This window comes from Amycolatopsis lexingtonensis (assembly GCF_014873755.1).
Classification (GTDB): domain Bacteria; phylum Actinomycetota; class Actinomycetes; order Mycobacteriales; family Pseudonocardiaceae; genus Amycolatopsis; species Amycolatopsis lexingtonensis.
The window spans coordinates 8,117,630-8,135,272 of the sequence record NZ_JADBEG010000001.1 but is presented as its reverse complement, the minus strand read 5'-3'; the positions used below and the strand labels follow the sequence as shown (position 1 = coordinate 8,135,272).

General features: G+C 70.6%; 17 protein-coding genes. 4 read left to right on the top strand and 13 right to left on the bottom strand.

Features of this window, described 5'->3' with window-relative positions; all coding sequences use genetic code 11:
• Positions 1-65: 65 nt before the first annotated feature.
• Positions 66-3,008: a patatin-like protein gene (locus H4696_RS37760; RefSeq protein WP_086858926.1), complete on the bottom strand. Its 2,943-nt coding sequence runs from the start codon at positions 3,006-3,008 to the stop codon at positions 66-68.
• Between the two features lie 103 nt (positions 3,009-3,111).
• Positions 3,112-4,098, bottom strand: coding sequence for a zinc-dependent alcohol dehydrogenase family protein (locus H4696_RS37755; protein WP_086858925.1), 987 nt, complete (start codon positions 4,096-4,098; stop codon positions 3,112-3,114).
• Positions 4,099-4,213: 115 nt separating this feature from the next.
• Between H4696_RS37755 and H4696_RS37750 the strand changes: the two genes are divergently transcribed.
• Positions 4,214-4,573: a winged helix-turn-helix transcriptional regulator gene (locus tag H4696_RS37750; RefSeq protein ID WP_086858924.1), complete on the top strand. Its 360-nt coding sequence runs from the start codon at positions 4,214-4,216 to the stop codon at positions 4,571-4,573.
• On the opposite strand, the gene H4696_RS37745 is transcribed toward H4696_RS37750, so the two are convergent.
• Entirely contained in the window at positions 4,570-5,805 is a 1,236-nt protein-coding gene (locus H4696_RS37745; protein ID WP_086858923.1) for a DUF445 domain-containing protein, read from the bottom strand. The two genes, H4696_RS37750 and H4696_RS37745, sit on opposite strands and share 4 nt — an antisense overlap.
• Positions 5,806-5,809: 4 nt before the next feature.
• A complete protein-coding gene (locus tag H4696_RS37740) occupies positions 5,810-6,601 on the bottom strand; it encodes an Abi-alpha family protein (protein ID WP_086858922.1) in 792 nt (263 codons plus the stop codon).
• 72 nt (positions 6,602-6,673) lie between these two features.
• On the opposite strand from H4696_RS37740, the gene H4696_RS37735 reads away from it, so the two are divergent.
• Entirely contained in the window at positions 6,674-7,495 is an 822-nt protein-coding gene (locus H4696_RS37735; protein WP_086858921.1) for a maleylpyruvate isomerase family mycothiol-dependent enzyme, read from the top strand.
• A 59-nt stretch (positions 7,496-7,554) separates the two neighbouring features.
• Here H4696_RS37735 and H4696_RS37730 read toward each other — a convergent pair whose 3' ends face one another.
• The 4 genes from H4696_RS37730 to H4696_RS37715 are packed head-to-tail and all read right to left on the bottom strand — an operon-like array spanning position 7,555 to position 10,755.
• The gene (locus tag H4696_RS37730; RefSeq protein ID WP_086858920.1) at positions 7,555-7,962 is read right to left on the bottom strand and encodes a LapA family protein; all 408 of its coding nucleotides are present in this window, start codon (positions 7,960-7,962) and stop codon (positions 7,555-7,557) included.
• A 46-nt stretch (positions 7,963-8,008) separates the two neighbouring features.
• On the bottom strand, positions 8,009-9,148 hold the full coding sequence (locus H4696_RS37725; protein ID WP_086858919.1) for a dipeptidase: 1,140 nt from the start codon (positions 9,146-9,148) through the stop codon (positions 8,009-8,011).
• Between the two features lie 42 nt (positions 9,149-9,190).
• The gene (locus H4696_RS37720) at positions 9,191-9,793 is read right to left on the bottom strand and encodes an alpha/beta hydrolase (RefSeq protein ID WP_086858918.1); all 603 of its coding nucleotides are present in this window, start codon (positions 9,791-9,793) and stop codon (positions 9,191-9,193) included.
• Positions 9,793-10,755, bottom strand: coding sequence for a ring-cleaving dioxygenase (locus H4696_RS37715; protein ID WP_086858917.1), 963 nt, complete (start codon positions 10,753-10,755; stop codon positions 9,793-9,795). Before H4696_RS37715 ends, H4696_RS37720 begins: the two co-directional genes overlap by 1 nt.
• Positions 10,756-10,831: 76 nt before the next feature.
• Here H4696_RS37715 and H4696_RS37710 point away from each other — a divergent pair, with 76 nt between their 5' ends.
• Both H4696_RS37710 and H4696_RS37705 read left to right on the top strand, forming a co-directional pair.
• Positions 10,832-11,281, top strand: coding sequence for a MarR family winged helix-turn-helix transcriptional regulator (locus tag H4696_RS37710; protein ID WP_086858929.1), 450 nt, complete (start codon positions 10,832-10,834; stop codon positions 11,279-11,281).
• A gap of 46 nt (positions 11,282-11,327) precedes the next feature.
• Positions 11,328-11,708, top strand: a complete 381-nt coding sequence (locus tag H4696_RS37705) for a VOC family protein (protein WP_086858916.1) — start codon at positions 11,328-11,330, stop codon at positions 11,706-11,708.
• Here the strand turns inward: H4696_RS37705 and H4696_RS37700 are convergent.
• Genes H4696_RS37700 through H4696_RS37680 form a run of 5 tightly spaced genes read right to left on the bottom strand, consistent with a single transcriptional unit; the run spans position 11,700 to position 17,620 of the window.
• Positions 11,700-12,554, bottom strand: a complete 855-nt coding sequence (locus tag H4696_RS37700) for an amidohydrolase family protein (protein WP_086858915.1) — start codon at positions 12,552-12,554, stop codon at positions 11,700-11,702. The genes H4696_RS37705 and H4696_RS37700 overlap by 9 nt on opposite strands.
• Positions 12,551-14,095, bottom strand: coding sequence for a benzoate-CoA ligase family protein (locus tag H4696_RS37695; protein WP_086858914.1), 1,545 nt, complete (start codon positions 14,093-14,095; stop codon positions 12,551-12,553). The genes H4696_RS37700 and H4696_RS37695 overlap by 4 nt, the downstream gene beginning before the upstream one ends.
• 8 nt (positions 14,096-14,103) lie before the next feature.
• Positions 14,104-15,525: a benzoyl-CoA 2,3-epoxidase subunit BoxB gene (boxB, locus tag H4696_RS37690; RefSeq protein ID WP_086858913.1), complete on the bottom strand. Its 1,422-nt coding sequence runs from the start codon at positions 15,523-15,525 to the stop codon at positions 14,104-14,106.
• 5 nt (positions 15,526-15,530) lie between these two features.
• Positions 15,531-17,150 carry a 2,3-epoxybenzoyl-CoA dihydrolase gene (gene boxC, locus H4696_RS37685; protein WP_086858912.1) on the bottom strand — a complete coding sequence of 540 codons (1,620 nt, stop codon included), beginning with the start codon at positions 17,148-17,150 and terminating at the stop codon, positions 15,531-15,533.
• Positions 17,151-17,182: 32 nt separating this feature from the next.
• Entirely contained in the window at positions 17,183-17,620 is a 438-nt protein-coding gene (locus H4696_RS37680) for a hypothetical protein (protein WP_086858911.1), read from the bottom strand.
• Between the last annotated feature and the right edge of the window lie 23 nt (positions 17,621-17,643).

The window sequence follows — 17,643 nt, the reverse complement described above, 5'->3', positions numbered from 1 at the left end:
GATCGCAAGGCGACGGGCCGATCACGCTCCGGCCCGAGGCGTCGCTTTCACGTGAAAGCTACGCCTCAGGCGCGCTTGCGGTGGCGGACGCCGCGCACGATCGCGCTCACCGGCATCACGACCGCGGGCAGGATCAGCAGCCCCGACACCACCAGCCACCAGACCGCGCCGTCCCCGCGGCGCCAGCCGGCGACGACCCCGCCGAGCCAGCCGAAGAACGGCTGGGCCAGCGGTGGCAAGAACGCGGCCAGCAGCAGCGCCGCGACCACCAGCACCCCCAGCGCGGCGAACAGCCGCCGGGCGAGGTGGCCCATCGTGAGCAGCGCCGTCGCCAGGTAGACGACCGCGCCCGCCAGCACCGGGAGACCGACCCACTGCAGCACCGCGCCGCCGTTGTTGCCGAGCACCAAGCCCGCCAGCAGCGCGAGGACCCCGGCGGCCAGCGAGCCCGCGGTGCCCAGCCGTGACGCGCCTTGCGAGACCTTCGCCGAGCTCCTGGCCACCGTGCGCAGGATGCCCGCGACCGTCCGCAGCCAGCCGCCGGGCAGGCGGAACGCGACCGTCCCCGCGTTCACCGTCGCCGCGCCGAGCGCGACCAGCGTGCGGGTCAGCCGCGCGGTGCCCTGCTCGCCGGCGAGCTTCTCCGCCGAGACGCGGCAGGCCTGGAACCGCGCCTGCGCGCCACCGGCGTCGGCCGGCTCGCGTTCCTTCGCCAAGGCCTCCCCGATGCCCTTGCGGTCGGCGGCGTCGTAGCGCGAGGCGAGCGTGACGACCGGCAGCTCCTCCGCCGCGATCTCGGCCTGCCGCGCCCTGGCCAGCACCATCGCCGTGACCGGCAGGCTGACCGGCCGTTCGGTGCCGAACTCGGCCGGCTTCAGGTCGGCGTCGAGGCCGAGGAAGGCCAGCTCGGCGTTCAGCTGCGCACGCAGCTGCGCCGCTTCGGCCGGCGTGCAGCGGTCCTGCTCGTCCGGCGCGCGCCAGTCCGGGCCGAACGCGGCGACGAGCTCGTCGCGGAACCGCTCCCGGCCGAGGATGTCCCGCAGCGTCTCGAGGCGGGCCGGGTCGAGCAGGCACTGGACGAGCCAGCCGGCGCCGTCGACGCGGCCCCACATCCAGTCGCTGGCGCGCCACGACGCCTTGTAGAACGCGCCGAAGTAGTTCACCTGCAGCCCGGTCAGCTTGTCCTCGGCCCGGCTGCGCGTCAGGTCCAGCAACGTCCGGGAATCGGCGCTGACCTGCACCAGGTCGACCCGCTGGTCGACCGACGGCGCCTGCGCGAGCAGCCCACGCGTCGCCACGTGCAAGGCCACCAGCCGCGCCTGGACCACGTCGTCGGCCACATCGGAGGTCAGCGCGAGCCAGTCCAGCAGCGTGGTCACCGTGCCGGCTTCGTCCCCGGCGGCGGCCAGCGCCCGCAGCGTCGGCGCGGCCGTGCGCAGGCCCGCGACCACCTTCGGCCACGCCTCGGCGACGGCGGCCGAACGCCCCAGCCCGGCCCACTCCTCGGCCAGCTCGCGGATCCACACCTCGAGGGTGCTGCTCGCGCCGGGCCCGTCGTGCGCGGCCACCCATTGCCCGAGCCGCACCCCGCGCGACGCCGTCGAGCGCGCGGCGTGCAGCTGGCCCCGGGCGTCGTTCAGCGCCTGGGCGCTCGCGGCGTCCGGCTGGAGCCGGAACCCGGCGTTGACCAGCTGCAGCCCGGTCGCGACGGCGTCGTCGAGCGCCGTCGTCCGGTAGCCGACCAGGTCGGCGACGGCGAGGCTCTCCGACGGCGGCCGGTCCGGCACACCACTGCTCAGCCCGGCGACGGCGATCTCGCGCAGCTGCCGCGACATCCCGGACGCCCACTCGCGGTCCGGGGTGTCCGCTTCGGACATCGAATACCGCCGCGCGGCGGCCCGGACCAGATCGGCGGCGTCCTCGGCGGTCCGCCGCTCGCGGTACGCGGTGGCGATCCGCGCGTCGACCAGGCATTCGGGCCCACCGCGCAAACCCAGCGCGGCCAGCGAAACCCGGGTGTCCCTGGCGCGCAGCACGGCGTCGTTGTGGCGGGTCAGGTCGTCCAGCTCGGCGCTGATCGACTGGCTCATCACGGTGTTGACGACCTTGGCCATCGCGTTCGACAGCAGCGGCGGGTTCGCCGCGTCGCAATCGACGGCGTCGGCGACCTTTTCCCCGGTCGGCACGACGTAGAGCAGCAGCCGCCGGACGTCCGCGTGCGACGGGCGCTCGAAGATCTCGCGCAGCGCCGGCCGCAACGGCTTGTTCAGCAGCACCCCGCCGTCGGTCAGCCAGTGCGAGCGGGTCAGCTCGGTGTAGGGCGTCATGTCGGGGTGCAGCCGGTCGGTGCCACTGGTGCCGATCGGCATCCGGGACAGCTCGAACGCGCCCGGGAACGACGCGGTGGAGCGCGCCGCCAGCGCGAGCGGCGCCTCCACCCCATCGGTCCACAGTGGACCGCAGAAGCGGAACAGCATCCGGTGTTCGGTGTCCCGCACCAGGTTCCCGAGCGCGTCGTCGAACCGGGTGGTCTCGCCGTCGATCATGGTGCCGGTGAGCAGCACGGTGACGTCGGGTTCCTCGACGGGGCGCGCGCCCTTCGCCGTGATCTCGCACAGCACCTTTTCGAGGTCATCGAGCAGCACGCGGTCCCCGTCGAGCACCGACCGCGGTTCCTTCTCGCGCGCGTCCCGGATCAGGTTCTCCAGCGAGCCGGTGGTGATCCAGGTGTCGCGCAGAACCCCCGGCGAGGAGCCGAAAGCTTCCGCGAGGCCCAGGCAGGCGGCGTTGATCCCGCCGGCGCTGGTCCCGGTCAGGACGTCGAGCGAGACGGTGGCCCGCAGGAGGTCGAGCAGCTTGCGGTAGCGCCCGGGCGCGGCGGTGCCGTGCGATTCCCGGAGCAGCTGCGACGTCTCGGTGGCGACCCCGCCCATCCAGATCGCGAGGCTGGCGCCCCCGACCATGGTCACCGCCAGCCGGATCTCCTGCGGCCAAGGTTCGGCAGTCATGGGCTCCCCCGCCCGGTCGTAGTCGTGACGCACAGTAGAGGCGCAAGGTAAGCGCGGGGATACGTCCAGGTGTACGGCCGTTCGGGTGGACTTGCTCGCCCGCTCAGCCGCCCACGCCGACCACCACCTTCCCGAACTGCCCGTTCGCCTCGAGGTACCGGTGCGCGGCGGCGATGTCGGCGAGGTCGAAAGCGCGGTCCACGCGCGGCCGGAAGGTTCCCGCCCGGACCCCGGCGCGGATGAAGTGCTCCGCACGGGCCAGGCGCCCGGGGTCCAGGGTGAGGTCGAAGGCGTTGAACAGCCGCATGGTGGGCACGAACCACAGCGGGAACGGCGTTTCCTTCGTGTCGAGCGCGCCGTAGACGACGAGCGTGCCGCCTTTCGCGGTGGCGGCGGCGAGCTTGCGGACGCCGTCACCGGCGATGGCGTCGAAGACGAACTCCGCGCCCCGCTGCCCGGTGATTTCGAGCGTGCGCCCGGTGATGTCTTCGTCGTCGGTGACGATCACGTGCGCGGCACCGGCGTCGAGGAGCCGCTGCTTCTTCGCGGCCGTGCGCGTGGCGGCGATGGGGATGGCGCCGATGTGGTTGACGACGTCGATGGTCGCCAGCCCCACACTGCTCGAAGCGGCGGTGATCAGCACGAAGTCCCCGGGCCGGACGTTCCCTTCGTCGACGATGGCGCCGTACGCGGTGAGGAAAGGTCCCCACAACGCGACGGTTTCGGTGGCGTCGAGACCTTCCGGGCGGCGCAGCACGGCGGACGCCGGCACGATGGCCGCCTCGCCGTAGACGCCGTAGTCCCGCATCGAGAAGCCCGCGACGGTGCTCACGGCGTCGCCGGCCGCGAACTCGGTGACCCCTTCTCCGACGGCTTCCACGATCCCGGACGCGGAGTACCCGAGCTTCGCGGGAAACGCGCCGGGGCGCTCGAAGTAGGTGCCGGAGCGGAACATCGCCTCGGCCCGGTTGAGCCCGATCGCCTCCACCCGCAGCCGCAGTTCCCCGGCCTCGGGGTCGCCGAGCTCGACGTCCACGAGCTCCAGCACTTCCGGCCCGCCTTCGACGGCGAACCGCACTGTCTTCGTCATTCCACGTTCCTTTCCGGTGCTTGCCGGAATCGATCGTGGACCGCCGGCGTTCCCGCAGGAAGACGGCACTTTCCTGGTACGACGGCACATTCCTGTTACGAACGAGGTCACAGCGATGGACAACGGCGAAGTTCTTCCGGCGGAGATGTGCTCCCTGCGCGAAGTCCTGGACCTGGTGGGCGACAAGTGGGCGATCCGGGTCCTGGTCCAGCTGGGCGACGGCGCCCGGCGGTTCAGCGAACTGGAGCGCGCGCTGGAGGGCGTCTCCCGGCGGATGCTGTCGCTGACGCTGCGAGGGTTGGAGCGCAACGGACTGGTGACGCGGAAGGTGTACCCGGAGGTCCCGCCCCGGGTGGAGTACACGATGACGCCCCACGCGGCGGAGCTGGACGAGCCGTTGCACGCGCTGTCGGCCTGGGCGGCGAAGCACCGGGCGAAGGTCGCCGCAGCGCGTCGAGCCTACGACGTCGGCTAAGCCGCCAGGTGCTCCAGCAGCAGGACCTGGGCCTCACCGACCGCGAACCCCAGCACGGCGCCCGTCGCGATCAGGATCCATTCGTCCTGCTCGAAAGCCGGCCGCAGCAAGCGCTCGAACTCCTTCGGGGACAGCTGCTTCATCTTCGAGACCAGCACGTTCCGGATGTCCATCGCGTCCGTCGCGTAGTCCTCGATGTAGCGCATCGTCTCCGGGAGCCGGGACATGATCTGCGAAGCGATCGACAGCTTCATGTCCTGGTACTTGCGGCTCCCCACCGCGAACACCAGCAGCGGCTTCGCGACGCTCCCGAGTTCGCGGTCGAGCTGGCGCTGGATCAGCGCCAGCACGCGGTCCGACAGCGGCCCGTGCAGGATGGCCTCGATGACGTTGTGCGGGGTGATGATCTCCTTCGCGATCAACGACCCGTAGGCCTCCGCGACCTCCGCGCGCCGCTTCAGGAACAACCCCTGCCACTGGACGCCGAAGTACCGACGCGGCTCGATCGGGTAGAAGATCATCCGCAGCGCCAGCCAGTCCGTGAACCAGCCGGTGAACAGGCCGAAGATCGGCATGATCGGCGGGAACTTGAACAGCACCCACGCCACCATCTGGATGATGCCGATCGCGCCGCCGAACACCAGGCCCGAGCGCGCGATGAACTTGAACTCCTTCGCGCCCGCCTCCTGGAAGATCCGGTTGAGCAGGCGCTTGTCCTTGACCAGGCTGGTGACGACCATGCCCTTGAGGTCGAACACACTGTCCACATCGGACTTGATCAGGTCGAGCACCGCCGCGACCATCCGCGGCGACTCGTGCTGGACGCGCTCGATCACCAGGCGCTGCACGCGGACCGGGAGCGACTCCCACAGGCCCGGCTGGTAGTGGCCCGCCACCTCGCGGACGATGTCCTCGACCCCGGCCAGCAGCGGTTTCTCGATCTCCTGGGCGATCCGGGACGCGTCCAGCCGCGCGACGACCTCGGCCGGCTTGATCAGCTGCTCGGTCATCGTGTCGCAGGCGATGGACGCCATCCGCGCGGCGCGCTTGGGCACGATGCCCTGCCAGCCGAGGAACGGCTTGACGCCGATGAACTCCACCGGCTGGAACATCATCCGGATCGCGACGAGCTTGGTGCCGTAGCCGATCAGCGCGGCGACGATCGGGATCGAGACGTAGAGGGGCCAGTGCTGCGCGAAGTCGGCGACGATGCCGGCGAGGAACGACCCCATCCGGTCAGCCGAGGCTCGGGTCGCAGGCTTGCCAGAACTGCGCGCCCAGGCGCGAGATGTGGATCGTCCGCCGGACGTACTTCGCGCGCTTGACGTGCTTCTCGGCGTCGCGCACGGTCTCGTCGGTCAGCAGGATCTCGTACTGCGTCTCCAGCGACGGCACCTCTTCGTCGAGGTCGACCAGGCCCAGCCCGATCAGCCGCGTCACGTAGCCGGGGACCTGGTCGGGCAGCGACACCCCGGCCGCCTTGCCGACCGTCGACGCGTTGCGCAGCGCGACCCGGCCCGTGCCGCCGATGCCGGTCCGCTCGACGACGTCGACCGCGGGGAACGGCGAGCCGTCCGAGAGCGCGGAGAGGATGCGGGCCTCGTCCGGCGTCAGCTGGCGCAGGATGATCGCGTAGAAGTATTCGCGGGCGCGGTCGCGGCCGAAGCCGATGGAGTGGTTGAGCAGCTCGGCCATCGCGGCGCGCAGCGGCTCGACGGCGTTGTCGCGCGCGGGCACGATCGTCACGGTGGCTTCGACCGACCCGGGCACCGAGGGGCGGTTCATCGCCGACGCCGCGGTCAGCGCCGCGTGGTACGGGTCGTCGACCTGGTCGAGCCGGCGGCGCAGCTCGGTCAGCACCTGCCGCTCCACCTGCCGGACCCCGCGTTCGGCGGTCTCCACCCCGGGGAGCTTGCGCCCGAGCGCGAACCCGGTGCGCGCGGCCCAGCCGGCCAGCTGACCGGCGCGGCGGGCCAGGTCGGCCACCTCGTCACCGGTACCCCGGCCGTTCGGTCGCTCTGCGTTCACGAGCCCACTCCCCTCTGCGTACGGGGTGATGCTACCTGCGGGTAGGCCGAATGGAGGTGTTTGGATGCCCACATGAGTCCGACGCGCTGGGGTCCGCCGATCGACGTCCTCCCGTACTTCTCGAAGGAAGAGCAGGCGCTGATGACCCTGCTCGGCGCGCTGACCCAGGAAGACTGGACGCGGCCGACGATGTGCGCGGGCTGGACGGTCAAGGACATCGCCGCCCACCTGCTGGGCGGCAAGGTCGGCCGGCTGTCCCGAAGCCGCGACGGGCACGCCGCCGAAGCCCCCCGCGCGGGTGAGTCCTTCCCCCGCTTCATCGACCGGATCAACGAGGAGTGGGTCGTCGCGTGCCGCCGCCTCTCGACGGACGTGCTGCTCACGATGATGTACGAGTTCATGGGCCAGACGACCGAGTACTGGGCGAAGCTGGACCTCGACGCCGACGGCGACCCGGTGAGCTGGGCCGGCGTCGAGCCCGCGCCGCGCTGGCTCGACGCGGCCCGAGACTACTCGGAGTTCTGGGTCCACCACGTGCAGCTGCGCGAAGCGCTGGAGCACACGCCGCTGGAGGCGGAGTACGCCGAGCCGATCGCCGACACGTTCGTCCGCGCGCTGCCACACACCCTGCGCGACGTCGACGCGCGCGTCGGCAAGCAGGTCGGCTACACCGTCACCGGCGCCGGCAAGTGGTACGCCCGCCGCGAGCGCGACGGCTGGGTCCTGGACCGCGGCGCACCGCCGTCGCGCACCCCGCTGGCCACGGTGACGACGGACCTGGACACGCTCTGGCGGCTCTGCACCCGCAACGCCGCCGACCTCGCCCGCGTCCGCACGACCGGCGACGAAAACGTTTGCGCCGTCGTCCTCGGGATGACCTCGATCATCGTCTGACCGTAGCTTTCACGTGAAAGCTCCCACCTGGGGGCGGCACTTTCACGTGAAAGTGCGGGTCAGCGGCGCCGGGCCTGCTTCCGCAGCTGCAGGATCCGGGCGCCGCCGATCAGCGCGACCAGCACCGCGCCGCCGATAGCCGAGAACAGCATCGCGATGGCCAGCGGCAGGCTGCCTTCGGCGCCGAAGAACCGCACCGTCGCCGGGTCGAGGTTCTGCAGGATGAAGACCAGCAGCACGACCAGCACGACCAGGCCGGCGATGACCGCGACCCAGGTGCCGCTGATCCGCGTCGGCCGGGCCTTGCCCGCCGGTTTGGCCGGCGCCGGGCGCACCGGCGTGACCTCCTCCTCGCCGGGCCGGACGTCGCCGGCCCGCAGCTCGGCGGGTTCCAGTGCGCCCTCGGGCAGGTCGTGGTGTGCGGAACCGGTGGGGCGGTCGGCCGCGTCCCCGCGCGCGTGCGTCATGTGCCCAGTGTCCGCCCGGCACGCGGGGAGCGCCGTGTCAAACCCCCTAACGGGCGAAGCCGTCAACCTCCCGGAGGACGCGGAGGGTGTTCTTGCCGGCCAGCTTCGCGCAGTCTTCTTCGCTCCACCCGCGCTCGAGCAGCGCGGCGAACAACACCGGGTACTTGGAGGTGTCCTCCAGCCCCTCGGGCAGCGTGCCGACGCCGTCGTAGTCGCCCCCGAGGCCGATGTGGTCGACGCCGGCCACCTCGCGGGCGTGCTCGATGTGCGCGACGACGTCGCCGACGGTGGCCTTCGGCTTGACCGGGCCGTCCCACTCCTTCACGAACTCGCCGCGCTGGGCGAGGTTCCGGTACTCCCGGCCCGCGGCCTCCATGGCGGCCTTCAGCTCCTGGTCCCAGGCCGCGACCTTCGGCGAGATGAACGCCGGCACGAAGGTGACCATCGCGACGCCGCCGTTGCCGGGCAGCTTGGCCAGGACGTCGTCGGGGATGTTGCGCGGGTGGTCGTTGACCGCGATGCACGAGGAGTGGCTGAAGATCACCGGGACCGAGCTGACCTCCATCGCCGCCCGCATCGTCGACGGCGCGACGTGGGAGAGGTCGACCATCATCCCGATCTTGTTCATCTCGCGCACGACGTCGCGGCCGAACTCGGTGAGCCCGCCGTGGGCCGGCTCGTCGGTGCCGGAGTCGGCCCACGTGGTGTTGAAGTTGTGCGTCAGCGTCATGTAGCGGACGCCGAGACGGCGCAGGATCCGCAGCACGCCGAGCGACTCGGCGATGCTGTGCCCGCCCTCGGCGCCGAGCAGCGACGCGATCCGGCCGTCGGCGAACGCGGCTTCGGCTTCGTCGGCGGTGTCGACCAGCCGGAGCCGGTCGGGGTAGCGCTCGGCGAGCTGGTGGACGACCTCGATCTGCTCGAGGACGGCGGTCACGGCGCTGTGGCCTTCGAACTCACACGGCACGTAGACCGACCAGAACTGCATGCCGAGCTTCCCGTCGGCGAGCTTCGGGAAGTCGGTGTGCAGGGCCGGCTGCCGGACGGTCAGGTCCAGCGACGCGGCCGCCTCGACCGGGTTCGGGCCGCCGTGCTGCCGCAGCTCCCACGGCAGGTCGTTGTGCCCGTCGGCCAGGATGGCCGCGTCCAGCAGTTTGCCGGCACGCTGTAGTGCCTCGTTAGTCATCGCCCGATCGTAGGACGCACCGGTATACGCCCCGTACAAACGCTAGAGCTTGATCCACTCGGCCGCGGCGCGGACACCGTCCACAGTGATCTGATGCCCACCGGGATGGCGCTGCGTGACGACGTCGGCACCGCGCTCGCGCAGCAGCCGGATCAGCTCCTCGGTCGACGCCAATGGCGCCATGGCGTCGTTTTCGCCGTTGGCCAGGAAGACGCGGGCGCCGCTGAGATCGTGCGCCGGAGGCTCCGGGACCGGTGACATCGACGCGAACAGCGCGGCCTCGCGCACGACTTCGGGCCGCAGCAGGACGACCGCGGCCGCGATGTTGGCCCCGTTCGAAAAGCCCACCGCGACCACGCGCCGGCCACCGAACCCGTACTCCTCGCGGGCTTCGAGCACGAAGTCGGCAAGCTCATTCGCTCGCTTGACGACGTCTTCGTGGTCGAACACGCCCTCGGCCAGCCGCCGGAACCAGCGCGCGGCGCCGTGCTCCGACACCGGGCCGGCCGGGGCCAGCACCGCGGAGTCCGGGCTGAGCTCGCGCGCCAGGCCGAGCAGGTCGTCCGGGCCGCCGCCGGTGCCGTGCAGCAGGAGCAGCACCGGCGCGTCCGGCGCGCCTTCGACGAACTTGTGCCGCAGGGTCATCACAGCTCCGGGTTGTTTTCGGCGGGGAGGTTCAGCTTGGGCAGCATGTGCTGGATCTCCTCGCGGCGCGGCTCCAGCCACGGCGGCAGCTTGAGCGCGCGGCCGAGCTCCAGCAGCGGCTCGTCGATCGCGAAGCCCGGTTCGTCGGTGGCGACCTCCAGCAGCGTCCCACCCGGCTCGCGGAAGTAGATCGAGCGGAAGTACTGCCGGTCCAAAATGGACGTCACGTGCACGCCCTGGTCGACCAGCTCCTCGCGCCAGGTCTTCTGGGTTTCTTCGTCGGGCGCGCGCCAGGCGACGTGGTGCACGGTGCCCGCGGCGACCAGCCCGCGCGGCGCGTCCGGCGTCACGAGGACGTCGACCAGCGCGCCCGGCCCGCCCTCGCCGGCCGCGAAGCGCAAGCGATTGCTGTCCTGACTGGCGAAGCTGAGGCCGAGCCCGTCGGTGAGCATGCCCGCGGTGGCGTCCTCCTGGGTCACCGAGAGCGTCACCGAGTGCAGGCCGCGGATGGCGTGCTCGGCCGGGACGAGTTCGGTGTCCCACGGGTCGCGCGGGTCGCCCTGCGGGTGCGCGACCAGGGCGAGTTTCAGGCCGTCGGGGTCGCGGAAGGTCAGCGTGTCCTCGCCGTCGGCGGTGCGGACCTCGCCGGTCTCGATCTGCTGCGCGGCAAGGTGCTGCTTCCACCAGCCGATCGAGGCTTCGGGCACGGAGAACGACGTGGTCGTCGCCTGGCCGGTGCCGTGGCGGCCGCTCGGCGCGTCGGGCCACGGGAAGAACGTCATCAGCGAGCCGGGCTTGCCCGAGCTGTCGCCGTAGTAGAGGTGGTAGGTGCCCGGGTCGTCGAAGTTGACCGTCGTCTTGACCAGCCGCAGACCGAGGGTCCGCAGGTAGAAGTCGGCGTTGCGCTGCGGGTCGCCGCCGATGGCCGTCACGTGGTGCAGGCCGGACGTCTTGATCGACATGGTTGCCTCCTGGGCTCAAGGTATCCCGATAACCTCTCGCGCGCAAGATATATTCCAGCGAGGTAAGGTGGGCTCCGTGGAAGCGACCGACGACGACGAGATCGTCACCTGGTGGGGCCTGGTGATCGAGGGCTACCTGGCCACGCAGGACAAGCTGATGGGCGAGATCGCCGACCGGTTCGGGCTCGCGCCCGCGTCGTTCGACATCCTGGTGCGGCTGGTCCGCTCGCCCGAGCACCGGATGCCGATGACGAAGCTGGCGACCGAAGCGGCGCTGTCCAGTGGCGGCTTCACGAAGGTGGCCGACCGGCTGGTGGCGGCGGACCTGATCTGCCGGATCCCGAGCCCGGACGACCGCCGCGTCACCTTCGCATCCCTGACCGAGCACGGCCTCGAAGTGGCGAACAAGGCCCGTGAGGCGGCCGCGGACATCCTGCGCCGGATCGTGCTGACCCCGCTCGGTGACGACGCGCCGGCACTGGCGGAAGCGATGCGGACACTGCGAGCGTTCAACACCGATCGTTGAAAAAGTCGAGGTCACGGCGGTGCGTCCGGGGGCGCACCATGGACCCATGCTGACCGAATCGACGATCACGACGATGCTCCCGGTGACCGACAGCGAACGCGCCGGCCACTTCTACGCGGACTCCCTCGGCTTGAAGCAGTCGGGGAAGGGCGAAGACGGAACGCTGTACTTCGAGGCGGGCGCGGGCTCGATCGGCCTCCGCGCCATGCCGGCGGGCGCGCAGAGCGAGAGCACGGCGCTGAGCTTCGAGGTCACCGACCTGGAAAGCGAGATCAAGGCACTGGAGAGCCGCGGGGTGCGGTTCCAGGACTTCGAGATGGAAGGCCTGAAGACCGTGGCCCACATCGCGGAGCTGGGCAACGAGCGGGCGGCGTGGTTCAACGACTCCGAAGGCAACGTGCTGTGCCTGCACCAGGTTCTAGGCTAGGCCCGGCATCAGCTTGACCGCGTTGCCCGACAGGACTCCGGTCAGCACGTCCTCCGGCAGGCCGAGGCCGATCAGCGTCCGCACGTTCTTCGCCACCGACGGCACGCCGGGCCAGTCCGTCCCGAAGACGAACTTCCCGGCGAGCCGGGTGAAGTCGAAGCGCTGGTAGTACTCCTTCAGCTTCTTCGGCGGCAGCCCGGCGAGGTCGAGCCAGACGTTGTCGCGGGCCAGGGCCAGGAACGCGGCCACGTCGTACCACCACCCGCGGCCGCCGTGGGCGAAGACGAACTGCAGCGAAGGGAAGTCCTCGACCACATCGGACAGCAGCTCCGGGTTCCCGAAACTGGCGCGGGAACCCGGGAAGCTCGACGTCCCGGAGTGGAAGATCACCGGCACACCGCGCTCGGCACACAGCTGGTAGACCGGGTAAAGCTCCTTCTCCGCCGGGGAAAACGCGCCGTGCACCGGGTGGATCTTCAGCGCCACCGCGCCCAGGTCCAGCTGCCGCTCGACCTCCGCCGCGGCCGGATGGTGCAGGTACGGGTTGACGTTGGCCACCAGCCGGAACCGCGTGGGGTTGTGCTCGACCAGCGGCAGGTTGTCCTCGATGGGCTGGATCCCGGTGGCCCGCGGGCTGTACTCGCAGAACAGCAGCACCCGGTCGACGCCTTCGGAGTCCATCAATTCGTCCATCGCCGACGGGATCACCGTCCCTTCGGCGTCGTACACCGAACGCCACGGGTACGAGCCCGCGAAATCGTGCGCCCACTGCAGCCAGGCGGGTTTCAGCGTCGGCAGCCGCGGCGTGTGGACGTGCGCGTCCACCACGAAGTACCCGTCGATCACGGACTGGGCACCACCCGCAGCACGTCGCGGACCTGCTCGCGGATCACGTTGCGGCGGATCTTGCCGGTCGCCGTCTTCGGCAGCTCGGCCAGCTCGACCACCCCGCGCGGCCGCTTGAACGCCGCGAGCCCCTCGCGGCAGAACTCGATCAGCTCCCCCGGGTCCACCGCGAAGCCGGGCGCGGCCACCACGCACGCGACCGGCTTGTCGAGGCCGTCGGCGTCCGGCGCGGCGACGACGGCGACCTCGGCCACCGCCGGGTGCTGCCGCAGCCGTTCCTCCACTTCGGACGGTGACACCCAGATCCCGCCCGCCTTCAGCATGTCGCCGAACCGGCCGAGGCAGGTGTACGTGCCGTCCTCATTGCGGACGTAGCTGTCGCCGGTCCGCAGCCACTCGCCTTGGAAGACGAGCTTGGTCGCGTCGTAGCGGGCCCAGTAGCCGGTCGCCGTCGACGGCCCGGCGACGAACAGCTCGCCGGGCTTGCCGGCGGCGTCGATCACCGCGCCGGCTTCGTCGCGGATCTGCAGGGAGTACCCGGGCACGGCGACGCCGGTGCTGCCCGGCCGCACCGAACCGGGCTGGTTCGACAGGAAGATGTGCAGGGCCTCGGTCGACCCGATGCCGTCGAGGATCTCCAGCCCGAAGCGGGCGCGGAACCGTTCGAACAGCGACGCGGGCAGCGGTTCCCCGGCCGAAACCGCCTGCCGCACCGACGTGAACGAGTCGTCCGGGACGTCGCTGGCGAGCAGCGCCGCGTAGAACGTCGGCACCGCGAAGAACAGCGAAGGCCGCTCCTCACGCGCGCGCCGGGCGAACAGCGCGGGCGTCGGCCGCGAGGGCTCGAGCAGCACGGTGCCGCCCGCGCCGAGCGGGAAGAAGCAGGAATTGCCCAGCCCGTAGGCGAAGAAGAGCTTCGGCACGGACAGGAACCGGTCCGAAGGCGTGGTCGCCAGCACCGAACGGGCGTACGTCTCGCAGACCGCGCGGATGCTCGCGTGCCGGTGCATCGCGCCCTTCGGCTGCCCGGTCGTCCCCGACGTGTACAGCCACAGCGCGGGCGAGTCCTCCCACGTCCGTCCACTTCGGAACGTCCCGCCCAGTGACGCCCACTCGTGCGTCCGGACGCCGAACTCCGCCGCGTCGGCCCGGTCGAGCAGCACGTCGGTGACCTCGGGGGCGAAGCCGAGCGCGGTGGCGGCCTGCTCGGCGAACTCCCCGGACACGCCGAGCACGCGGGCCCGCGAGTCGGCCAGCACCTTGCCCAGCTCGAGCCCGGTGACCATGGTGGACACCGGCACCGCGACCGCGCCGGCCAGCATCGCGCCGAGGATGCCGGTGAGCAGCTCGACGTCGTCGACCATGCAGAACATGACCCGCTCTTCGGGCCGGACGCCCAGCTCCACGAGCCCGGCGGCGACCCGGCGGGACTCCGCCGCCAGCTCGGCGTAGGTCAGCGAACGGCGGGGCGACACGACCGCGGTCGCGTCCGGGTGCCCGGCCGAGAGCAGGTACTCCGCCGCGTTGAACGCTGTCGCCACCAGACCTCCTACGTGAGGTACACGTACTCGTAGTCGAAGGGCTTCCCGTTGATGCCCTGCCGCGGTGGCGCGACCCAGCTCGCGATCTTCCCCCGCTCGTACACCGGGTGCATCAGCGAGCGGACGAACGTCAGGTCCTCGGTGGTGGGCAGCCACTTGCGTTTGCCGGCCTCCCAGGTCGCCTCGTCGACGATGGTGCCGTCGGGAGTGACGTGGTGGCCGGAGTTTATGCCGACTTCGCGGTTGAAGCCAGGGTGCGGCAGGCGGAACGCGAAGTCGATGCCGGCGTCGGAGAGGATCTTGTTCCAGCGCTTCACGCCGGTCTGGCAGTCGGCCACGTACTCGCTGCGCAGGTCGAGGTTGAGCAGCAGGATCGCCTGCAGCTCCTCGGTCGTCCAGGTACCGTCGGCGGCCGGCCTCTCCAGCGTGCGGGCGTCGTCGGTGAGCTTGTGGTCGTCGCGGCGGCGGGTCTCCTGCCAGCGGCCCTTGAGCCCGGCGGTGTAGTAGTTCGCCGCGTTCGTCGACGTCTCGCTGCCGAACAGGTCGAGCGAAACGGTGTAGTGGAAGTTGATGTACTTCTGGATCAGCTCCAGCGGGATTCCGCCGTGCGGGCCGATGTCGAGCGTGTCGTGCTCGCGGATCAGCTCGGCGCTGCGGGTCACCACGCGGTCGACGCCGGTGGTGCCGACCATCATGTGGTGCGCTTCCTCCTTCAGCATGAACTCGCAGGTGCGCGAGAGCGGGTCGAAGGAGGACTCCTTGAGCGTGCCGAGCTGGTACTTCCCGTCCCGGTCGGTGAAGTAGGTGAACATGTAGAAGGCCAGCCAGTCGGCGGTCTCCTCGTTGAACGCGCCGAGGATGCGGGGCGCGTCCGGGCTGCCGGAGTTGCGCAGCAGCAGCCCTTCGGCCTCGTCGCGGCCTTCGCGGCCGAAGTAGGCGTGCAGCAGGTACACCATCGCCCACAGGTGCCTGCCCTCTTCGACGTTGACCTGGAACAGGTTGCGCAGGTCGTAGAGGCTCGGCGCGGTCAGCCCGAGGAGCTTCTGCTGCTCGACCGACGCGGGTTCGGTGTCGCCCTGGATGACGATCAGCCGCTGCAGGTCGGCGCGGTATTCGCCGGGCACCTGCTGCCAGACCGGCTCGCCCTGGTGCTCCCCGAAGGCGATCCGCCGGTCCGGGTCGCGCTCGGCGAGGAAGATGCCCCAGCGGTAGTCGGGCACGTTGACGTGGTCGAAGTGCGCCCAGCCCTCGCGCCCGACACTGACGGCGGTGCGCAGGTAGACGCCCTGGGTCTCCAGCGTCGGGCCCATCTCGCCCCACCAGTGCATGAACTTCGGCTGCCAGCCCTCCAGCGCGCGCTGGAGCCGCCGGTCCTCCGAGAGGTTGACGTTGTTGGGGATCTTGGCGTCGTAGTCGATCTTCTCGGGCATCTGCGCTAGACCCGCTTCCTGTCGAAGACGGCCTTCTGCCCCGTACCGTATCGGCGCAGCGCGCCCTCCGGTCCGGCTGCGTTGGGCCGGGTGAAAATCCAGTTCTGCCAAGCCGCCAGCCGGCCGAAGATCTTGGTCTCGATGGTCTCGGGACCGACGAACCGGTGGTTGGCCTCCATCCCGGTGAGCGCGTCCGGGCTCAGCGACGCGCGGCCTTCGAGCGCGATCCGGATCTCGTCCTCCCAGTCGAGGTCGTCCGGGGCGTCGGTGACCAGGCCGAGTTCGACGGCTTCGGCCGCGCTCAGCTCGTGGTTCTTCTCGCGCGCGAGCCAGGCGAGGTGGTCCTCGTCGCCGTAGAAGCGCGTCTGCAGGCGGGTCAGGCCATTGCCCATCGGGAACGGGCCGAAGTTGGCTTCGGACAGGCGGATCGTGGCGCGTTCGTCGCTGTCTTCGTCGTCGATCGGGGGTCCGTCGAGGATGTACTGGCGGTCGGCGGCGAGCGCGAGTTCCAGCAGCGATCCGGCGAAGCAGCTACCGGGCTCGATCAGCGCGATCAGCGTGCGGCTGGTGACGTCGAGCCGCTTGAGCGTGCGCTTGAAGTAGTGCGTGATCTCGTTGCCCAGCCAGTCCTTCGCGCCGAAGACGGCCTGTTCGTGCGCGAGCACCTTCTCCGGGTCGCCCTGGGTCTTCAGGATCCACGTGCCGGCTTCGACTTCGTTGGTGCGCAGCCGCAGGATGGCGTCGTCCAGCTCGCGGGTCATCGCGAGGAACCAGCCGTTCGCGCCCTCTTCGTGCAGGTCACCAGGGTCGTTTTCGGGGCCCTTGACGGTGATCGTGACCTGGTCCTTGGCCACTTCGATGTCGACATAGCGATGTTCGAGCGGCGTCAGCTCGATGCCGCCTTCGCCGGTCCGGTCGGATTCGCGCGCGATCTCCCGGGCCCGCTTTTCCACGGCTTCGCGGAATCCCTGGCGCGGGACCAGTTCGTCGACCAGCCGCCAGTCGACCGCGGTCTTGCCCTTGACGCCGTCCGGGCGCGTGGCGAAGACGTCGGCGAGGTCCTTGCGCACGCGCCGCTTGTCGACGACGCGGGTCAGCCCGCCGGTGCCGGGCAGCACGCCGAGCAGCGGCACCTCCGGCAGCGCGACGGTCGAGGAGTTGTCGTCGATCAGCAGGATCTTGTCGCAGGCCAGCGCGATCTCGTAGCCGCCGCCGGCGCAGGTCCCGTTCACCGCGGCGACGTACGTCTGGCCGGAGTGCGCGGTGGCGTCCTCCATGCCGTTGCGGGTCTCGTTGGTGAACTTGCAGAAGTTCACCTTCCAGTGGTGCTCGGACGCGGCGAGCATGCGGATGTTGGCGCCGGCGCAGAACACCTTGTCCTTGGCGCTCGTCACGACCACCACGCGGACCTCGGGGTGCTCGAACCGCAGCCGCTGGGTGGCGTCGTACAGCTCGATGTCGACGCCGAGGTCGTAGGAGTTGAGCTTGAGCTCGTACCCGGGGACGAGCCCGCCTTGCTCGTCGACGTCCAGCTCCAGCCAGGCCACCTCCCCGTCGACGCGGAGCCGCCAGTGGCGGTACTCGTCCGGACGGCGGTCGAAGGTCACCGGTGTGGTGGTGGTCACTCACCCGAGTGTCTACATGGTTCCGACGAACGTCAATGTTGTGTAGAAACTTGATCTCGCGGGGTCACCCGGTTGAGTACCGCCCACGCCCACGTTACGAACACCCACAGTGCGAGCGCTGCCGCCGAGTCGGTGAAGATCGTGGCGAACCAGAACGCCGGGATGTGCAGCTCGCCGACCAGGAAGTGGCCCGCGCTTGCCACCCCGGACAGCGAGTAGACCAGCAGGAACGCCAGCGACCGTGGGTGGTTTTCGCGCACGTAGGCGCGGTAGCCGAGCCAGCCGAACGCCGTGAACAGCACCCAGCCGAAGGCGACCACGACCTGCGTGACCAGCAGCGGGACGCCCGGGAGCGGCGGGTAGTCCGCCGCCCGGACGACGTTGTGCGCGTAGTGCAACGTGGTCGTGAGCAGTGAGAAGCCGAGGATCACGCGGAGCGGCGTCAGCCCCTTTTCTCGCAGCACGTCCATCCCAGCCCCCTGGATTTGATAGA

Bases quoted from the DNA above. Each gene is read 5' to 3' on its own strand.
- H4696_RS37720 (WP_086858918.1), bottom strand. From the start codon at position 9,793: ATGACCCTGCGGCACAAGTTCGTCGAAGGCGCGCCGGACGCGCCGGTG.
- H4696_RS37680 (WP_086858911.1), bottom strand. From the start codon at position 17,620: ATGGACGTGCTGCGAGAAAAGGGGCTGACGCCGCTCCGCGTGATCCTC.
- H4696_RS37715 (WP_086858917.1), bottom strand. From the start codon at position 10,755: ATGTCGATCAAGACGTCCGGCCTGCACCACGTGACGGCCATCGGCGGC.
- H4696_RS37745 (WP_086858923.1), bottom strand. From the start codon at position 5,805: ATGGGGTCGTTCCTCGCCGGCATCGTCGCCGACTTCGCGCAGCACTGG.
- H4696_RS37760 (WP_086858926.1), bottom strand. From the start codon at position 3,008: ATGACTGCCGAACCTTGGCCGCAGGAGATCCGGCTGGCGGTGACCATG.
- H4696_RS37730 (WP_086858920.1), bottom strand. From the start codon at position 7,962: ATGACGCACGCGCGCGGGGACGCGGCCGACCGCCCCACCGGTTCCGCA.
- H4696_RS37725 (WP_086858919.1), bottom strand. From the start codon at position 9,148: ATGACTAACGAGGCACTACAGCGTGCCGGCAAACTGCTGGACGCGGCC.
- boxB (WP_086858913.1), bottom strand. From the start codon at position 15,525: ATGCCCGAGAAGATCGACTACGACGCCAAGATCCCCAACAACGTCAAC.
- H4696_RS37755 (WP_086858925.1), bottom strand. From the start codon at position 4,098: ATGACGAAGACAGTGCGGTTCGCCGTCGAAGGCGGGCCGGAAGTGCTG.
- H4696_RS37705 (WP_086858916.1), top strand. From the start codon at position 11,328: ATGCTGACCGAATCGACGATCACGACGATGCTCCCGGTGACCGACAGC.
- H4696_RS37750 (WP_086858924.1), top strand. From the start codon at position 4,214: ATGGACAACGGCGAAGTTCTTCCGGCGGAGATGTGCTCCCTGCGCGAA.
- H4696_RS37735 (WP_086858921.1), top strand. From the start codon at position 6,674: ATGAGTCCGACGCGCTGGGGTCCGCCGATCGACGTCCTCCCGTACTTC.